This is a genomic window from Neisseria sp. P0013.S005, from assembly GCF_051958425.1.
Classification (GTDB): domain Bacteria; phylum Pseudomonadota; class Gammaproteobacteria; order Burkholderiales; family Neisseriaceae; genus Neisseria; species Neisseria subflava.
Genome location: NZ_JBQCVL010000005.1, coordinates 72,579 through 90,425 on the forward strand (window position 1 = coordinate 72,579; position 17,847 = coordinate 90,425).

General features: G+C 49.2%; 15 protein-coding genes. 8 read left to right on the forward strand and 7 right to left on the reverse strand.

Going from position 1 to position 17,847, the window contains the following annotated elements; genetic code table 11:
- Positions 1–232 precede the first annotated feature (232 nt).
- The 4 genes from ACTHTA_RS06560 to trmA all read left to right on the forward strand — a co-directional run bounded on the left by ACTHTA_RS06560 (position 233) and on the right by trmA (position 5,585).
- A complete protein-coding gene (locus ACTHTA_RS06560; RefSeq protein ID WP_308888498.1) occupies positions 233–1,501 on the forward strand; it encodes an Nramp family divalent metal transporter in 1,269 nt (422 codons plus the stop codon).
- Positions 1,502–1,657: 156 nt separating this feature from the next.
- Positions 1,658–2,734 (forward strand): peptide chain release factor 1, encoded by a 1,077-nt coding sequence (prfA, locus tag ACTHTA_RS06565; RefSeq protein WP_049329850.1) that lies wholly within the window; start codon positions 1,658–1,660, stop codon positions 2,732–2,734.
- Between the two features lie 148 nt (positions 2,735–2,882).
- Positions 2,883–4,385, forward strand: coding sequence for a phosphate acetyltransferase (pta, locus tag ACTHTA_RS06570; RefSeq protein WP_308888499.1), 1,503 nt, complete (start codon positions 2,883–2,885; stop codon positions 4,383–4,385).
- A 117-nt stretch (positions 4,386–4,502) separates the two neighbouring features.
- Positions 4,503–5,585: a tRNA (uridine(54)-C5)-methyltransferase TrmA gene (gene trmA, locus ACTHTA_RS06575; protein ID WP_308887707.1), complete on the forward strand. Its 1,083-nt coding sequence runs from the start codon at positions 4,503–4,505 to the stop codon at positions 5,583–5,585.
- A 69-nt stretch (positions 5,586–5,654) separates the two neighbouring features.
- On the opposite strand, the gene ACTHTA_RS06580 is transcribed toward trmA, so the two are convergent.
- The gene (locus tag ACTHTA_RS06580) at positions 5,655–6,695 is read right to left on the reverse strand and encodes a zinc-dependent alcohol dehydrogenase family protein (RefSeq protein WP_308887706.1); all 1,041 of its coding nucleotides are present in this window, start codon (positions 6,693–6,695) and stop codon (positions 5,655–5,657) included.
- A 162-nt stretch (positions 6,696–6,857) separates the two neighbouring features.
- Between ACTHTA_RS06580 and mutY the strand changes: the two genes are divergently transcribed.
- Complete coding sequence (gene mutY / locus ACTHTA_RS06585) at positions 6,858–7,892, forward strand: A/G-specific adenine glycosylase (RefSeq protein WP_440364357.1); 1,035 nt, start codon at positions 6,858–6,860, stop codon at positions 7,890–7,892.
- Between the two features lie 6 nt (positions 7,893–7,898).
- Here the strand turns inward: mutY and ACTHTA_RS06590 are convergent, their stop codons facing one another.
- Complete coding sequence (locus ACTHTA_RS06590; RefSeq protein ID WP_308887704.1) at positions 7,899–8,255, reverse strand: hypothetical protein; 357 nt, start codon at positions 8,253–8,255, stop codon at positions 7,899–7,901.
- Positions 8,256–8,258: 3 nt separating this feature from the next.
- Positions 8,259–8,456, reverse strand: a complete 198-nt coding sequence (locus tag ACTHTA_RS06595) for a zinc-finger domain-containing protein (protein WP_003745781.1) — start codon at positions 8,454–8,456, stop codon at positions 8,259–8,261.
- A gap of 113 nt (positions 8,457–8,569) precedes the next feature.
- Between ACTHTA_RS06595 and ACTHTA_RS06600 the strand changes: the two genes are divergently transcribed.
- Positions 8,570–9,064, forward strand: a complete 495-nt coding sequence (locus ACTHTA_RS06600) for a DMP19 family protein (RefSeq protein ID WP_372510586.1) — start codon at positions 8,570–8,572, stop codon at positions 9,062–9,064.
- A gap of 63 nt (positions 9,065–9,127) precedes the next feature.
- On the opposite strand, the gene ACTHTA_RS06605 is transcribed toward ACTHTA_RS06600, so the two are convergent.
- Both ACTHTA_RS06605 and ACTHTA_RS06610 read right to left on the reverse strand, forming a co-directional pair.
- Entirely contained in the window at positions 9,128–9,901 is a 774-nt protein-coding gene (locus ACTHTA_RS06605; RefSeq protein WP_308887702.1) for a M48 family metallopeptidase, read from the reverse strand.
- A gap of 108 nt (positions 9,902–10,009) precedes the next feature.
- Entirely contained in the window at positions 10,010–10,918 is a 909-nt protein-coding gene (locus ACTHTA_RS06610) for a serine hydrolase (protein WP_371440889.1), read from the reverse strand.
- A gap of 313 nt (positions 10,919–11,231) precedes the next feature.
- Here ACTHTA_RS06610 and clpX point away from each other — a divergent pair, with 313 nt between their 5' ends.
- Positions 11,232–12,497: an ATP-dependent Clp protease ATP-binding subunit ClpX gene (gene clpX, locus ACTHTA_RS06615; RefSeq protein ID WP_308887701.1), complete on the forward strand. Its 1,266-nt coding sequence runs from the start codon at positions 11,232–11,234 to the stop codon at positions 12,495–12,497.
- Positions 12,498–12,703: 206 nt separating this feature from the next.
- Here clpX and ACTHTA_RS06620 read toward each other — a convergent pair whose 3' ends face one another.
- Positions 12,704–13,063, reverse strand: coding sequence for a hypothetical protein (locus ACTHTA_RS06620; RefSeq protein ID WP_440364358.1), 360 nt, complete (start codon positions 13,061–13,063; stop codon positions 12,704–12,706).
- A 429-nt stretch (positions 13,064–13,492) separates the two neighbouring features.
- On the opposite strand from ACTHTA_RS06620, the gene ACTHTA_RS06625 reads away from it, so the two are divergent.
- On the forward strand, positions 13,493–14,887 hold the full coding sequence (locus tag ACTHTA_RS06625) for a DEAD/DEAH box helicase (protein WP_154954273.1): 1,395 nt from the start codon (positions 13,493–13,495) through the stop codon (positions 14,885–14,887).
- Between the two features lie 183 nt (positions 14,888–15,070).
- Here ACTHTA_RS06625 and acnB read toward each other — a convergent pair whose 3' ends face one another.
- A complete protein-coding gene (gene acnB / locus ACTHTA_RS06630) occupies positions 15,071–17,656 on the reverse strand; it encodes a bifunctional aconitate hydratase 2/2-methylisocitrate dehydratase (protein ID WP_154954249.1) in 2,586 nt (861 codons plus the stop codon).
- Positions 17,657–17,847: the final 191 nt, after the last annotated feature.

The following is a 17,847-nucleotide window of genomic DNA, read 5'->3' on the forward strand; positions in this document are numbered from 1 at the left end:
CAACACACTCTGCCTCCCCACCCCATATTCATGAATAAAAAGCGATACAAGGCCGTCTGAAAAAATGTTTTTAGCACAAAATATCGCTAATTCCCCTATTTCAGCTTTTTCAAACCGTATTTCTCCTTTGATTGATAAAAAGTATTACGCATATTATTGGGCAAACTTTTTATTTACGTTAAAATGTGCTTTTTTTGATAATAAGGCCGTCTGAAACAGGCGGAAAATACTTATGGCAGAACAACATACACACTCCTCTACCTGGCAGAGCAAAATTAATGCCCTCGGCCCTGGCATCATGATGGCTTCGGCAGCGGTCGGTGGCTCACACCTGATTGCCTCCACGCAGGCAGGTGCGCTTTACGGCTGGCAGCTTGCGCTGATCATTATTCTGACCAATCTCTTTAAATACCCGTTTTTCCGCTTCAGCGCACATTACACACTGGACACGGGCAAAAGCCTGATTGAAGGCTATGCCGAAAAAAGCCGCGTTTATTTGTGGGTATTTTTGATTTTGTGTATTGCATCGGCAACGATTAACGCGGGTGCGGTTGCCATCGTTACCGCCGCCATCGTCAAAATGGCAATCCCATCACTGACTCTCGATACCGGTATAGTGTCCGCCATGATCATGGCTTCCTGCCTGCTGATTCTGGCAAGCGGCCGCTATAAAGCATTGGACAACGTTTCCAAAATCATCATCGTCAGCCTGACCATTGCCACCGTCGCCGCAGCAGCCGTGGCCATGTCCCGCGGCATGCAGATGAAACCCGACTTTATCGAGCCTACCCCGTGGACACTGGCAGGCTTGGGCTTCCTCATCGCGCTGATGGGCTGGATGCCTGCACCAATTGAAATTTCCGCCATCAACTCTTTGTGGGTAACCGAAAAACAACGCATCAACCCTTCCAGCTACCGCGACGGTATTTTCGACTTCAACGTCGGCTACATCACCAGCGCAGTGTTGGCGGTCGTCTTCTTGGCCTTGGGTGCATATGTCCAATATGGCAACGGCGAAGCCGTACAAATGGCCGGTGGCAAATATGTCGGCCAGCTGATTAATATGTACGCCGTGACCATCGGCGAATGGTCGCGTCCGCTGGTGGCATTTATCGCCTTCGCCTGCATGTACGGCACCACCATTACCGTAGTGGACGGCTACGCACGCGCGATTGCCGAACCGGTACGCCTGCTGCGCGGTAAAGACAAAACCGGCAACGTCGAACTGTTTGCTTGGAACGTCTGGGTTGCAGGCTCAGGCTTGGCCGTGATTTTCTGGTTCAACAGCGCAATGGCAGAGCTGCTCAAATTCGCCATGATTACCGCCTTCGTTTCAGCCCCTGTGTTCGCTTGGCTGAACTACCGCCTCGTCAAAGGCGACAAACGCCACAAACTGACCATGGGCATGAACTTCCTTGCCATCCTCGGCTTGATTTACCTGACCGGATTTACCGTTTTGTTCCTGCTGAACCAAACAGGCATCTTGGCTGCGCCTAAATAAGCCCATACTAAAAAAGGCCGTCTGAAACTCAAAAACAGGTTTCAGACGGCCTTTCCAATCAATCATATCTTTTTGAATTTTCATTCAAACCCATTATAATGACTCCTTATTTCGCCGTTGCAGACCACTCGACGGCATCCGTATTTTGGAAAATTTATGAAGCCGTCTATTTTAGAAAAACTACAACAACTCAGCGACCGACTGGAAGAAGTCACCCACCTGCTCGGTCAGCCTGAAGCCACGTCCGACATGGACAACTACCGCAAACTCACACGTGAACACGCCGAACTGACCCCCGTTGTCGAAGTCTTCCAAAACTACCAGCTGGCGCAAAGCGACTTGGCAGATGCCGAAGAAATGCTGTCCGACCCTGAAATGAAAGACTTTGCCGCCGAAGAAATCGAAGCGGCAAAAGCCAAAATCGACGAACTCGATACCGAATTGCAAAAACTGCTGCTGCCAAAAGATGCCGACGACGACAAAAATATCTTTATCGAGGTACGCGCCGGAACGGGCGGCGACGAAGCCGCGCTGTTTGCAGGCGATTTGCTGCGTATGTACAGCCGCTACGCCGAGCGCAACCGCTGGCAGGTCGAAATCGTTTCCGCCAATGAAAGCGAATTGGGCGGCTATAAAGAAGTCATCGCCCGCATTATCGGCTTGGGCGCATACAGCCGTCTGAAATTTGAATCCGGCGGCCACCGCGTGCAACGCGTCCCTGCTACCGAAAGCCAAGGCCGTATCCACACCTCCGCCTGTACCGTTGCCGTCATGCCCGAAGCGGACGAACTCGAAGACATCGAATTGAACCCCGCCGACCTGCGCATCGACACCTTCCGTGCATCCGGCGCGGGCGGTCAGCACATCAACAAAACCGACTCCGCCGTCCGTATTACCCACTTGCCGACAGGCATGGTGGTCGAATGCCAAGACGGCCGCAGCCAACACGCCAACAAAGCGCAAGCGATGAAAGTCCTCGCTGCCCGCCTGAACGACGCGCAAAAACGCGAAGCACAAGCCAAAGAAGCCGCCGAACGCAAATCCCTGATCGGCAGCGGCGACCGCAGCGAACGCATCCGCACCTACAACTACCCACAAGGCCGCGTTACCGACCACCGCATCAACCTTACCCTGCACAAACTGGATTTTGTGATGGACGGCGATTTAGAAGAAATCACCAATGCCCTGATTGCCGAGCATCAAGCCGAGCTTTTGGCAGCAATGGGGGATTGATGGATTTGGTCCATTGCGTTTATACTTTTCAGACGGCCTGATGACATATGTTAATATGGTCGTATATATGTTATCCCGAAGTGATAAATGCAGCACCAGCTGCTCCACAGCAACACCCTTCTACAATCACCGAATGAGAGGACACAAAATGGCAAAAATCCTGATCGCACCGGTATCTGCCGGTCTGAGCGCCGATGCAGCGGCAAAAGCATTTGCAGCAGCATTAAATGCGCAAGTTTTCCAAGCCGTTGACCCTGCTGCCGAAACCCTGTTGGCTCAAGGCAAAAGCGACGATTGGTTTGACGCACTTGTCGGTAAAGTTGCAGCATTGAATGCAGACAATCTCGTTATCGAAGGCATCACTCCTGATGCGGACAAATTGTTCTTGGCAGGCAAAAACGTTGAATTGGCGCTGTCTTTGGATGCAGGCGTTGTATTGGCGCTGAAATCCGACAACACTGATGCCGCTGCCGTCACTCAACAATTGAATCTTGCCAAACAGCTCTATACCAACTCTCCAGGCTTATTGGAAGGCTTTATCATTGACGGCGCAGCCGCTGCTTTGGGCGCACAAGTTGCCGAACAAACCGGCCTGACTTTCTTCGGCTCCAGCGACAAACTGCAAGACGTATCCGCTTTGGCCAAACGCGAAGCCAAACGCCTGTCTCCAGCCCAATTCCGTTACAACCTGATCGATTTTGCCCGCAAAGCCGATATGCGCATCGTTCTGCCTGAAGGCGCAGAACCGCGCACCGTCGCCGCTGCCGCCATCTGCCACGAAAAAGGCATCGCCCGTTGTGTACTGTTGGCTACCCGCGAAGAAGTTGAGGCCGTAGCTAAAGAACGCGGCATCAACCTGCCTGATTCTTTGGAAATCATCGATCCTGCTTCCTTGGTTGAGCAATACGTTGGGCCGATGTGCGAATTGCGCAAATCCAAAGGCCTGACTCCTGAAGACGCACGCAAACAGCTGCAAGACACCGTCGTACTCGGCACCATGATGATGGCTCAAAACGACGTAGACGGTTTGGTTTCCGGTGCAGTCCACACTACTGCCAACACTATCCGCCCTGCCCTGCAACTGATTAAAACCGCTCCGGGCGCAAGCCTTGTATCCAGCGTATTCTTCATGTTGCTGCCTAACCAAGTATTAGCATTTGCCGACTGCGCGGTTAACCCAAACCCAACTCCGGAACAACTGGCCGACATCGCCATCCAATCTGCCGACAGCGCCAAAGCCTTCGGTATCGATCCAAAAGTAGCCATGATTTCCTACTCTACCATCAACTCAGGCAGCGGCCCTGATGTCGATGCGGTGATCGAAGCAACCAAACTGGCGAACGAAAAACGCCCTGATTTGGCCATCGAAGGTCCGTTGCAATACGATGCGGCTACCGTTCCATCTATCGGCCAATCCAAAGCTCCGGGCAGCGCTGTTGCCGGTCAAGCAACCGTTTTGGTTTTCCCAGACCTCAATACCGGCAACTGTACTTACAAAGCCGTACAACGCAGCGCCAACGTCCTGAGCGTAGGCCCGTTGTTGCAAGGTTTGCGCAAACCGGTTAACGACTTGTCCCGCGGCGCATTGATTGAAGACATCGTCTTCACCATCGCCCTGACTGCCGTTCAAGCCAAACAAATGCAAGGCTGATTGACAAGCTGATGCTTTACAATCAAAGGCCGTCTGAAACCGATGTTTCAGACGGCCTTTCGTATCTTTGCACCAACTATATTATAATTCGCCATTATTTTCCGAAAGACTGCCCCAATGACTGCCTACCAGCAACAACTAGCCGACAAAAAGCAATATCTTCAGCAACTTTTCCAAGGACTGGATTTCCCTGAAATCGAAGTCTTTGAATCTCCGGAGCAGCATTACAGGATGCGTGCCGAGTTCCGTATCTGGCATGAGGGCGGCGAAATGTTTTACGCCATGTTTGAGCGCGGACAAAAGGCAAGCGGGGCAAGCCTGATCCGTTGCGACCAATTTCCTGCCGCATCCGAACCCATCAATGCCTTGATGCCGAAACTGATTGAAGCCGCGTCCAATCATCCCGAGCTGAAAAACCGCTGGTACGCCGTCGAATTTTTGTCCACTTTAAGCGGCGAAATGCTGGTTACCATGATTTACCACAAGAAGCTGAACGAAGCATGGCAACAAGCCGCGCAAGAGCTGGCGCACAATTTGGGCATCCACATTATCGGCCGCAGCCGCGGACAAAAAATCGTATTAAGCCAAGATTTTGTGACCGAAGCATTAGAAGTCAACGGCAAAACCTTCCGCTATCGTCAAATCGAGGGCAGCTTTACACAACCCAATGCCCAAGTATGCCAAAAAATGCTGACGTGGGCGTGTGATGCTGCGCAAAACTTAGGTAAAGACCTGCTTGAGTTGTACTGCGGCAACGGCAATTTCACCCTGCCGCTTTCGCAACATTTCAATCAAGTGTTGGCGACCGAAGTTTCCAAAACTTCCGTCAATGCCGCCCAATGGAATATTGAAGCCAACCAAATTACCAATCTCAAAATCGCCCGCCTGTCTGCTGAAGAATTTACTGAGGCCTACACGCAAAACCGTGAATTCCGCCGCCTGCAAGAACAAGGCATCGACTTGAAAAACTATGATTTTTCAACTATTTTCGTTGATCCTCCACGTGCCGGTGTTGATGATGAGACGCTCAAATTGGTTGCCCGATTCGACAACGTCCTCTATATTTCCTGCAACCCTGAGACCCTACGCACCAACCTCGATACGCTCTGTCAAACCCATACCATCGAACGCGCCGCCCTGTTCGACCAATTCCCATTTACCCACCATATCGAAAGCGGTGTTTGGTTGAAGAAAAAATAAAATCATACAAAAAGGCCGTCTGAATGTTCAGACGGCCTTTAATTAACGGCATATTAAGCGATTTTCAAATCAATCCGCTTCCAAAACCACTTTCATGGCTTGGTTTTCAGCAGCATGCTTGAATACATCGTAAGCTTTTTCCAATTCTCTGAATTTGAAATGGTGGGTCATCATTTTGGTGTAATCCACTGAGCTGCTGGAAATGGCTTTCATCAGCATTTCGGTGGTATTGGCGTTAACCAGGCCGGTAGTGATGGCAAGATTTTTAATCCACAGTTTTTCCAGTTTGAAATCAACGGATTGACCATGTACACCAACCACAGCAATATGGCCGCCGGGTTTCACAATGTCTTGGCACATATTCCAAGTTGCAGGGATACCGACCGCTTCGATGGCGCAATCTACGCCGTCTTCGCCAACAATGTCGGCAACTTGCTTGCTCACATCGCCGGAAGCAGGATTGATAGTATGGGTCGCGCCCAATTCTTTCGCCAGTTTCAAGCGGTTTTCGTCCATATCGCAAACGATAATGGCGGCAGGACTATACAGTTGCGCAGTCAGCAACGCAGACATACCGACAGGGCCGGCACCTGCAATGAATACGGTATCGCCAGGTTTCACATCACCATATTGCACGCCGATTTCGTGGGCGGTCGGCAAGGCATCACTCAACAGCAGGGCAACTTCTTCGTTGACGTTGTCAGGCAGCGGAACCAAGCTGTTATCTGCATAAGGCGTACGGACGTATTCGGCCTGAGTACCGTCAATCATATAGCCCAAGATCCAACCGCCGTTGCGGCAGTGTGAATAAAGTTGGATTTTACAGTTGTCGCAAGTACAGCATTTGCTGACGCATGAAATAATGACTTTATCACCGACTTTGATGTTTTTTACAGCATCGCCGACTTCTTCTACAATACCGATGCCCTCATGACCGAGAATACGACCGTCGGCAACTTCAGGGTTTTTACCCTTCCAAATACCCAAGTCAGTACCGCAAATCGTGGTTTTAACGATTTTGACGACTGCATCGGTCGGATCGATAATTTGAGGGCGGGGTTTTTCTTCGAAACGAATGTCGTTTGCGCCATGATAAACCATTGCTTTCATGTGAATCTCCTTGAGCGGTTAATAAATTTTAACAATACAGCGTAAATCCACGTTAACTATATTTATATACCCCTCTACCAGATAAGTCAATCCTGATTATTATTTTGTATGCTATATTGTAACATACTGTTTTAAAAATAAATAATTAAAAAGTAAATATTAATGAACACACCCACATCCTTCGCACGACGACTCATCGATTGGCAGCGCCAACACGGCCGTCACAACCTGCCTTGGCAGGTCAAAGACCCTTATTCCGTCTGGCTTTCAGAAATCATGCTCCAACAAACGCAGGTTGCTACCGTATTGGACTACTATCCGCGTTTCTTAGCCAAATTCCCGACCGTGCAATCGCTTGCCGCTGCGCCGCAAGACGAGGTTTTATCCTTGTGGGCAGGCTTGGGCTATTACAGCCGAGCACGCAACCTGCACAAAGCAGCGCAACAAGTCGTCGAACAATTCGGCGGTATCTTTCCATCCGAGCGCAAAGACTTAGAAACGCTCTGCGGCGTAGGCAGAAGCACCGCCGCCGCCATTTCTGCCTTTGCTTTCAACCGACGCGAAACCATCTTGGACGGCAACGTCAAACGCATCCTCTGCCGTGTATTTGCCCAAGATGGCAATCCGCAAGACAAAAAATTTGAAAACTCGCTTTGGACGCTTGCCGAAAGCCTGCTGCCGTCTGAAAACACCGATATGCCTGCCTATACACAAGGGCTGATGGATTTGGGTGCAACCGTCTGCAAACGGACAAAACCTTTGTGTCATCAATGCCCTATGGCAGACATCTGCGAAGCAAAAAAACAAAACCGCATTGACGAGCTGCCCCGCAAAAAAACTGCTCCCGAAGTGCAAACCCTACCGCTTTATTGGCTGATTATTCATAACGCTGACGGCGCATTATTGCTTGAAAAACGCCCTGCCAAAGGCATTTGGGGCGGTCTGTATTGCGTACCCTGTTTTGAAAAATTAGACGATTTGTATACTTACGCCGAACACTTCGGCATTGTTTTAGACGGCCTTGAAGAACAAACCACGTTTACCCACCGCCTGACCCACCGTTTATTGATGATTACCCCTTTTCAGACGCAACAAAGGCCGTCTGAACATCTTTCAGACGGCCTTTGGGTATCATTGGAACATTTGGCGGATTATGGTTTGCCTAAACCTTTAATCAAATATTTGGCTAAAGGCTAAACCGCCCTATTCCACAATCTCTTTAAATACAACTTCTTTCCCGCCGCGAATCAGTACGGCAAACCCATCGCCAATTTGCCAACGCGAGCTCGGATTGGCGTACTCGACGCCCTGACTCCGCAAGCGGACTTGCACCAGTTTTTCAACCGTATTGCCTTCACGCAACTCAACCATCATCGGGCTGTGGCTGTTGATATAAATTGCAGTAATCGTCCGACCTTGTGCGGATTGATAACGGACAGAATACGTCTGCGCTTGTGCAATGACAGGTAACGGCGCGTCTGGACGCACGGCCTTATACGAGCCGCACGAAACGCACAAACTCACGCATAAAGCGCAGATAATTTTGTTCAACATAGGCATAGATTAGTAATGGTGATGCGGAATCTCGCCATCAAGACGGTAATAAGTGCCGCAATACGGGCATTCAATCTCACTGTTGGACTGAATCGGCAAGAACACACGCGGATGGCCGTTCCACGTTTCATGATTAGGGCCGGAGCAATGCAGCGGCAAATCCTGCGGCTTGATGACTACAACGTTTTTTTCAGACTGTGTACTCATGGTTTGGTTCCTCACTATGTTTTCTTATCTTCCGATATTGTAAAGCAAAACGGCCGCCAGGTTCAGACTGAAAACATTATATAATCACTTTTTTCAGACGGCCTTTGATGATTATGACTACCCCGCTCCGCCTTCAAGATTTCGATACTTCCGATTCCGCTTCATTTCTTTATACACTCAGCGCAGCCTATTTGGACCACATCGAACAGGCAGGCGATGAAGACATGTCCAGCCTCAACGACGAACAGCATACATTGACAGCCCTTTGCTACCTCGACAGCCAGGTTCAAGAAGGCGGCTTTGTACAGCTTATCGCTTCAGGATACGGAGAATACATCTTCGGCAATCCGGTTGCCGACAGCCTGCGCCGCTGGCGCATCAAGCCGATACCGAAAATCTTAGACAAAGCCAAAGCCCTGTACGAAAAACACGGCGAAGCCATTGAAAAAATGGCAGACGAGCAAAGGGATTTCGATGAAATCCGCAAAGCTTTTCCCGATTTTGAAGAGCTTGACGGCGATTATTATGACGTTGCCGACGAAGACTTGGAAACTGCGGCAGCGTACGTTCAGACAAATTGGGATAAATTTGCCAAACTGTCAGACTGAAACCATAAAACTTTGCCGGTTTGAATCATCTGTTCAAACCGGCAAAATCATCAATACGTCAAATTAACGTTTGTTTTTCTGATAAATCGGCATCACTTCAGGCAACATTTTGCGGATTGCATTGATACGCGCCTGATTGGTCGGGTGAGTCGACAAAATAGATAATGAGCTGCCGCCCTGTACTTTGTTCATTTTTTCCCACACGCTTACCGCAGCCTCAGGATTGTAGCCTGCTTCAGCCATCAAACGCACACCGCCGGCATCCGCTTCGCTTTCCTGATGGCGTGAGAACGGTTTGGTCGCCAACAAATCTGCACCCAAGCCGACCAAATCACCATCTACACCGGTTGAGCTGGCCAAAATCGAACCACCCAAGCCGGTCAAAACTTGTCCGCCCAAAGCTTTTTTACTGTGTTCCAACAAAGCATGGGTCATTTCATGGCCGACAACGGCGGCAATTTCATCATCCGTCAGCTTCAATTTCTCCACTATGCCGGTGTACACGGCCATTTTACCGCCCGGCATTGCCCATGCGTTCATTTCATCACTGCGGATAACGTTCATCTGCCAGTTGAAAGGCACGCCGGTTTTGTTGGCGCGCTCAGCATGAGGACGCAGACGTGCAAACACGCGTTGAACGCGTTGAGCAGTTGGAGATGAAACATCCAAAGCTTTTTGACCACGCGCTTTTTGAATGACTTGTGTGTAACTTTTAGCCGCATCTTCATTTAAAGTCGCGGTATCGTAGCCAACCATATCTGCTACAGAAGTACAGCCGGTCAACGCCAAAATCACTCCCATGCCGGCCCAATATTTTTTATTCCATTTTTTCAACATGTTTTCTCTCTGTGTTTTAAAATTAATGTAACGACATTGTACCCAAATTTAATACACTTTACACAAAAGGCCGTCTGAACGGTTTCAGACGGCCTTTAAGCGCAATATTTAAGAGCGGCGCTGCAACATCCAAGACTCAATCTTACGCGCATCGTTCACGCGGGTTGTGGAAGACGGAGAGTTGAGCAATACGATGGTAATCGGCTGATTCTGTACATTGGCCTTAACCACCATAGAACGTCCTGCCTCGCGGATATAGCCGGTTTTCTGCAATTCAATATTCCAGCTACCTTCACGCACCAAGGCATTGGAGTTTTTGTAGTTTTGACGACCATTTGCCGTCCAAACCGAGCCATAATTTGAAGTAGAATTTTTGCGGATCAGCGGATATTTGCTGGCTGCCGCAACCATGCGGTTCAAATCGCGTGCAGTTGAAACGTTTTGGAAATTCAAACCGGTAGGCTCATAGAAACGGCTGCTGGTCATGCCCAGGCTTTGTGCTTTGGCATTCATTGCCGCAACAAACGCGCTCATACCACCCGGATAGGTACGGCCCAACGCATGGGTAGCACGGTTTTCACTGCTCATCAGGCTCAGGTGCAACAGTTCGCCGCGTGTCAGTGTCGTGCCGATGCTCAAACGGCTGCCTGTACCTTTCAAACGGTCGATTTCAGCCTCGGTAATCGTGATAGGCTCGTTCATATCCAGATGCGCATCCAACACCACCATCGCGCTCATCAATTTGGAAATAGAGGCAATCGGCATAACACGATCAGGATTTTTCTGATACAGCACTTCACCGGTTTTATTATTGAAAATCAAAGCAGATTGCGAAGAAAGCAGAGGACCTGCCAAAGCGGCTTGAGCTTCGACTTGGTCGGCATGACTCAACGCAAAAGCTTCCATCGGGTCATTTTGCACTGGGAAATTTTGCTCCAAAAATTGTCCCAATACATCCATATCATCGGCAACGGCAGGCGCAGAAGCAAAGGCCAATGCCACACCTGTCCATACCATTCCTAAAGTTTTATAGAATTTCATATCTGCCAATTCAAAAAAATACATTTAATTCAACATTCTGTTAAATTTTTCGCTAATTGTAAAGCGAGTTGAGAAAACTTTGCGTTTGTTTGCGAGATATTCAAATCCAACGCCCACATCTGTTTCTTAGACGATACGGCGCAATGCCTGCTCTGATTTGAAAAAACACAAGATAGTCATTATACTTAGGCTCCTTTGTCAGAGGCATTCCCTCAATCCGGCAATACGCCCGAAAGATCTGTTCCCCCTTTACAACACAGCCTCCATACAACCATACGAAGAAATTATTATGTCTGAAGAAAAACGCACCTGTTCATTCTGCGGGAAGTCCGAAAACGACGTTAAAAATCTGATCGAAGGCGAACACGCCTTCATCTGCAACGAATGTGTAGAAACTTGCGGCATGATGCTGCAAGACAACGAATCAGGCGAGATTGAAAACGAGCTTGCCAAAGTGGAAGCAGAAAACACCGAGAAAAAACTGCCTACCCCGGCCGAAATCGTTGCCAACCTCAACGACCACGTTATCGGTCAGGAACACGCAAAAAAAGCGTTGGCAGTATCGGTTTACAACCACTACAAACGCCTGCGCCACCCGAAAGCAGAGGGCAAAGTCGAGTTGTCCAAATCCAATATCCTGCTCATCGGTCCTACCGGCTCAGGTAAAACCCTGTTGGCGCAATCTTTGGCGCGTAAACTGGATGTACCTTTTGTCATGGCGGATGCCACAACTTTAACCGAAGCCGGTTATGTTGGTGAAGATGTCGAACAAATCATCACCAAACTTTTGGGCAAATGTGATTTTGACGTTGAAAAAGCCCAGCGCGGCATCGTTTATATCGATGAAATCGATAAAATTTCACGCAAAAGCGACAATCCGTCCATCACGCGCGACGTATCCGGCGAAGGCGTGCAACAAGCCTTGCTGAAACTGATTGAAGGCACGGTAGCGAGCGTTCCTCCGCAAGGCGGCCGCAAACATCCGAACCAAGAATTCATCAACGTTGATACCACCAACATCCTCTTTATCTGCGGCGGTGCATTTGCCGGCTTGGAAAAAGTCATCCGCCAACGTACTGAAAAAGGTGGTATCGGCTTTGGTGCGGCGGTGCACAGCAAAGATGAAAACGCCGATATTTCAGCCCTGTTTGAAACAGTCGAGCCTGAAGACTTAATTAAATTCGGTTTGATTCCCGAGCTTATCGGCCGTCTGCCCGTGATTGCCACATTGGCAGAATTGGACGAAGATGCTTTGGTCAACATTTTGACCGAACCGAAAAATGCCTTGGTCAAACAATATCAAACCTTGTTTGCAATGGAAGATGTCGGTCTTGAGTTTGAAGAAGACGCCTTGCGCAGCATCGCCAAACTGGCGATGGAACGTAAAACCGGTGCGCGCGGCCTGCGCTCTATCGTCGAACGTTGCCTCTTGGACACCATGTACGCCCTACCGGATTTGAAAGGCGTAGCAAAAGTCGTCATCAATAAAGAGGTCGTGGAAAAAGGCGAACAGCCAAAACTTTTCCGTGCAGACGGCAGCGAATATAAGCAATAAGGATCATTCTCCGAAAAAGACGTGTACTCGCTACACGTCTTTTTTATTTTTTAATAAAACCAAAAGTATATCTTTGAATAATGGTCTTATACATGAAAAACAAAGGCCGTCTGAAACATATTCAGACGGCCTTTGTTTTCAAGTTACTCTAAGTCTGCCTTCATCCGGAGTATTGATGAGAGTGACTTCCTTGAATTTTATGAAGCTTATTTTTTTACTTTTTTAACAGCTTTTTTAGCTGGAGCAGCTTTGGCGGCAGGTTCAGAAGCCGCAGCTTCAGGAGCAGCAGTTTCAGGAGCAGCAGTTTCAGGAGCAGTTTCAGGAGCAGCTACAGGCTCAGATGCAGCAGGCTCGGAGGCAGCTGATTCAGCGGTACGTTGATAGCCTTTGTCTTTCATGCAGGCATCAAATACAGCGCGGTCAGCATTTTCACCAGATGCTTGTTGGCATTGAGTCATTGCTTCTTCAACAGTGATGCGTGGTGCTGCCGCTTCTTCAGGTTTGGAAGAAGAACAAGCTGCCAACATCAGACTACCGGTTGCAAGAGCGATTAATAAAGTTTTCATAATTGTATATTCCTAAATTTTGATTTTATGGTTTACCGTTAAACGGGAGATACGGGCTACAAAACAAGCCCTGCACCTCAATATTGAGTACGTGAGTACAATTTAGTTTCATTTCAGCTTGTAAGTTTTTGATAAATTAATTCTATTGACGTTAAGACAAATGCTTAATTCCCAATAAACTCAAGATCTTGCAGGCCAGTAAATTTTTCTGTTTTTTCACTGTAAAAATATCAAAACATGGCTGTTCCTAGCCGCAACCATCATTTGGGGAGTCCCTCTTTTTATGGCATAATGGACTACTTGACGGATTATTCCGCCCCCCATTTTTTTCAAACCGCAGAATCAAGATCATACTGCGGTTTGTCCATTTCAGAATCAGATTTTTCAGACGGCCTATCATTCAAAAGGCCGTCTGAACAGAAAGCCACCATCATGAATCCTTTCTCTTCACTCGGTTTAGGCAGCGAATTAGTCTCTGCCCTGACCGATCAGGGTTATGAAAACCCGACGCCCATCCAAGCCGCAGCGATTCCTAAAGCCTTGGCAGGACACGACCTTTTGGCCGCAGCACAAACCGGCACAGGTAAAACCGCCGCCTTTATGCTGCCCAGCCTCGAACGCCTGAAACGCTACGCCACATCCAGCACCTCCCCTGCTATGCACCCCGTCCGTATGTTGGTATTGACCCCGACCCGCGAACTGGCTGATCAAATCGATCAAAACGTACAGGCATACATTAAAAATCTTCCTTTGCGCCATACCGTCCTCTTCGGCGGCGTCAATATGGACAAACAAACTGCCGACTTGCGCGCCGGTTGTGAAATCGTTGTTGCTACAGTTGGCCGACTGCTCGACCACGTCAAGCAAAAAAACATCAATTTAAACAAAGTCGAAATCGTCGTACTCGACGAAGCCGACCGTATGCTTGATATGGGTTTCATCGACGATATCCGCAAAATCATGCAGATGTTGCCCAAACAGCGACAAACCCTGCTTTTCTCCGCCACTTTCTCACCGCCTATCCGTAAGCTTGCGCAAGATTTTATGCACACGCCTGAAATGGTTGAAGTGGCTGCGCAAAACACCACCAACGCCAATGTCGAGCAACACATCATTGCCGTTGATACACTCAAAAAACGCAACCTGCTCGAACGTCTGATTGTTGATTTGCATATGAATCAAGTCATTGTATTCTGCAAAACCAAACAAAGCGTCGATCAAGTTACCCGCGACCTCGTCCGTCGCAACATTGCCGCGCAATCCATCCACGGCGACAAATCCCAACAAAGCCGACTGGAAACCCTCAACGCCTTTAAAGAAGGTACATTACGCGTTTTGGTTGCCACCGACGTTGCCGCGCGCGGCCTGGATATTGCCGAGTTACCTTTCGTCATCAACTACGAGCTGCCAACCCAACCTGAAGACTACGTCCACCGCATCGGACGTACCGGCCGGGCCGGTGCCGACGGCGTTGCTATTTCCTTAATGGATAAAACCGAACAGAAAATGTTTGAATCCATTAAAGAGCTGATCGGCAGCGATTTGAATGTGGAACGCATCGAAGGCTTTGAGCCGCATTGGTGGGGTAATGACAATCAAGATGAAACCGAAGCGCAACCGGTTCAGCACAACGACAGCCGCTCTCGCCGCGATGATAGAAACAAACGCAACGAATACGCGAATAAATCAGACAAAAACTCGAAAAAAGCAGAAGAGAAAAACGATCCGGGTATTGTCTGCGGTAAAATTGCCGGCAGAACACGTCGCAGCCGTCACGAGCGTCAGCCTTGCGCACTACTCCAACCTGGTTTTGGCGTAAAGTAAACAACGCTGATTAATCGGTTTTCTGATTATTTATCCTAAGCAAAGGCCGTCTGAAACTTATCTTTCAGACGGCCTTTTATTAAACTAAAAATAAAAAGGACATGATGAACACGTCCTTTATTTTTCCGTTTCAGACGGCCTTTGTTACTTAAGGCCGTCTGAAAATCGGTTTACCTTGCTATATTAAACATTCACTTTCTCGGCTACTTCGTTGTAGCTGTCGATTTCGTTGAAGTTCATGTAACGGTAGATTTGGTCGCCCTGCTCGTTGATGATACCGATATTGGCTTGGTATTCTTCAACAGTCGGGATTTTACCCAGTTTGGAGCAGATTGCCGCCAACTCAGCCGAGCCGAGGTAAACAAAGGTGTTTTTACCCAAGCGGTTCGGGAAGTTACGGGTAGAAGTAGACATTACAGTCGCGCCTTCATGTACTTGTGCTTGGTTACCCATACACAATGAGCAACCCGGCATTTCCATACGCGCGCCTGCACGTCCGAGCACACCGTAGTGACCTTCGTCAGACAACTCTTTCGCATCCATTTTGGTCGGCGGTGCCATCCACAGGCGGACGGGGATGTCGGACTTGCCTTCCAAGAGTTTGGAGGCGGCGCGGAAGTGGCCGATGTTGGTCATGCACGAACCGATGAACACTTCGTCAATTTTGGTGCCGGAGCGCTCAGACATGAAGCACACGTCGTCAGGATCGTTCGGACAGGCGATAATCGGCTCTTTAATGTCGTCCATGTTGATTTCAATCACGGCGGCGTATTCGGCATCTTTATCCGCTTCGAGCAATTCAGGATTTGCCAACCATGCTTCCATGGCTTTGATGCGGCGTTCCAAAGTGCGCGGATCTTTATAGCCGTCAGCAATCATGTTTTTCATCAACACGACGTTGGATTTCATGTACTCGATAATCGGCTCTTTGTTGAGCTTCACGGTACAGCCTGCAGCAGAACGTTCGGCAGACGCGTCAGTCAATTCAAAGGCTTGTTCCACTTTCAAATCAGGCAGGCCTTCGATTTCGAGGATGCGGCCGGAGAAGATGTTTTTCTTACCGGCTTTGGCAACAGTCAGCAAACCTTGTTTAATCGCGTACAACGGAATTGCATTTACCAAGTCACGCAGGGTTACGCCCGGTTGCAGCTTGCCGCTGAAGCGTACCAGTACGGACTCAGGCATATCGAGCGGCATCACGCCGGTGGCTGCTGCGAAAGCAACCAAGCCAGAGCCGGCAGGGAAGGAAATACCGATAGGGAAACGGGTGTGGCTGTCGCCGCCAGTGCCGACGGTATCGGGCAGCAGCAGGCGGTTGAGCCATGAGTGGATCACGCCGTCGCCCGGACGCAGAGATACGCCGCCACGGGTAGAAATAAAGGCGGGCAGTTCTTTATGGGTTCTGACATCGACAGGTTTCGGATAAGCCGCAGTGTGGCAGAAAGACTGCATCACCATATCGGCGGAGAAGCCCAAACAAGCCAAATCTTTCAACTCGTCGCGGGTCATCGGGCCGGTAGTGTCTTGCGAGCCGACAGTCGTCATGCGCGGTTCGCAGTAAGTACCCGGACGCACGCCTTTGCCTTCCGGCAGACCACAAGCACGGCCAACCATTTTTTGAGCCAATGTGAAACCAGCTTTGCTTTCAGCAGGCGCTTGAGGCAGACGGAATTCGGTAGAAGCAGGCAGTTTCAATGCTTCACGTGCTTTGGCAGTCAGACCGCGGCCGATAATCAGGTTGATACGGCCGCCGGCTTGCACTTCGTCCAGCAATACTTGAGATTTCAGGCTGAACTCGGCAACGGTTTCGCCGTTTTTCACGATTTTGCCTTCATAAGGCAGAATATCGACGACATCGCCCATTTTCAGCGCGGAAACATCGACTTCAATCGGCAGCGCGCCGGAGTCTTCTTGAGTATTGAAGAAAATCGGCGCGATTTTGCCGCCTAAGCATACGCCGCCGAAGCGTTTGTTCGGTACGAACGGGATGTCTTCGCCGGTATGCCAAATCACGGAGTTGGTTGCGGATTTGCGTGAAGAACCGGTACCGACCACATCGCCGACGTAAGCAACCGGATGGCCTTTGGCTTTGAGTTCTTCCAACAATTTAATCGGACCGACTTCGCCCGGTTTGTCAGGATTGATGCCGTCGCGCGGGTTTTTCAACATCGCCAGCGCGTGCAGAGGAATATCAGGACGGCTCCATGCGTCAGGTGCAGGAGAGAGATCGTCTGTATTGGTTTCACCGTCGACTTTGAAGACGGTAACAGTGATTTTTTCGGGAACTTTGGCGCGAGAAGTGAACCATTCGGCATCTGCCCAAGATTGCAATACTTCTTGCGCGTATTTGTTGCCTTTTTCGGCTTTTTCTTGAACATCGTGGAAAGAGTCAAACATCAACAGAGTGTGTTTCAGACCATTTGCAGCGATAGGCGCAAGTTTGTCGTTGTCCAAGAGTTCGATGAGTGCATGAATGTTGTAACCGCCAAGCATGGTACCCAACAGCTCGGTAGCATACTCAGGGGAAATCAGCGGACTGGATGCGCTGCCTTCGGCAACGGCTGCCAAAAATGAGGCTTTAACTTTGGCGGCATCGTCCACACCGGGTGGTACGCGGTGAGCCAACAACTCAACCAAGAACTCACCTTCACCGGCAGGTGGATTTTTCAGCAGCTCAACCAAATCAGCAGTCTGCTGAGCAGTCAGAGGAAGGGGGGGAATACCAAGGGCGGCGCGCTCGGCGGCGGCTTTACGATAGGCTTCTAACATCTCTTTGTTCCTTTTTCTGTTTTTTCTTCTGGGCAATTGCAAATGATTTGCAATTAAAGATTGTAAACAATCCTTTTAAGCATCATAGACCAGTTTTCAAAAAATGGGAACAGTTATGTTACTGAATGTAATAAATTTAAACTATTTTATTTAATGTGTTAATAGTCCAACCTATCTAAAACCGCCCTCTT

Excerpts from the sequence above, each read along its gene's own strand:
- ACTHTA_RS06610 (WP_371440889.1), bottom strand. The coding sequence starts at position 10,918 with ATGGTATGGACAGGTGTGGCATTGGCCTTTGCTTCTGCGCCTGCCGTT.
- ACTHTA_RS06595 (WP_003745781.1), bottom strand. The coding sequence starts at position 8,456 with ATGAGTACACAGTCTGAAAAAAACGTTGTAGTCATCAAGCCGCAGGAT.
- mutY (WP_440364357.1), top strand. The coding sequence starts at position 6,858 with ATGAACACACCCACATCCTTCGCACGACGACTCATCGATTGGCAGCGC.
- ACTHTA_RS06605 (WP_308887702.1), bottom strand. The coding sequence starts at position 9,901 with ATGTTGAAAAAATGGAATAAAAAATATTGGGCCGGCATGGGAGTGATT.
- clpX (WP_308887701.1), top strand. The coding sequence starts at position 11,232 with ATGTCTGAAGAAAAACGCACCTGTTCATTCTGCGGGAAGTCCGAAAAC.
- pta (WP_308888499.1), top strand. The coding sequence starts at position 2,883 with ATGGCAAAAATCCTGATCGCACCGGTATCTGCCGGTCTGAGCGCCGAT.
- ACTHTA_RS06600 (WP_372510586.1), top strand. The coding sequence starts at position 8,570 with ATGACTACCCCGCTCCGCCTTCAAGATTTCGATACTTCCGATTCCGCT.
- ACTHTA_RS06620 (WP_440364358.1), bottom strand. The coding sequence starts at position 13,063 with ATGAAAACTTTATTAATCGCTCTTGCAACCGGTAGTCTGATGTTGGCA.
- acnB (WP_154954249.1), bottom strand. The coding sequence starts at position 17,656 with ATGTTAGAAGCCTATCGTAAAGCCGCCGCCGAGCGCGCCGCCCTTGGT.
- ACTHTA_RS06590 (WP_308887704.1), bottom strand. The coding sequence starts at position 8,255 with ATGCCTATGTTGAACAAAATTATCTGCGCTTTATGCGTGAGTTTGTGC.
- ACTHTA_RS06560 (WP_308888498.1), top strand. The coding sequence starts at position 233 with ATGGCAGAACAACATACACACTCCTCTACCTGGCAGAGCAAAATTAAT.
- prfA (WP_049329850.1), top strand. The coding sequence starts at position 1,658 with ATGAAGCCGTCTATTTTAGAAAAACTACAACAACTCAGCGACCGACTG.
- ACTHTA_RS06580 (WP_308887706.1), bottom strand. The coding sequence starts at position 6,695 with ATGAAAGCAATGGTTTATCATGGCGCAAACGACATTCGTTTCGAAGAA.
- trmA (WP_308887707.1), top strand. The coding sequence starts at position 4,503 with ATGACTGCCTACCAGCAACAACTAGCCGACAAAAAGCAATATCTTCAG.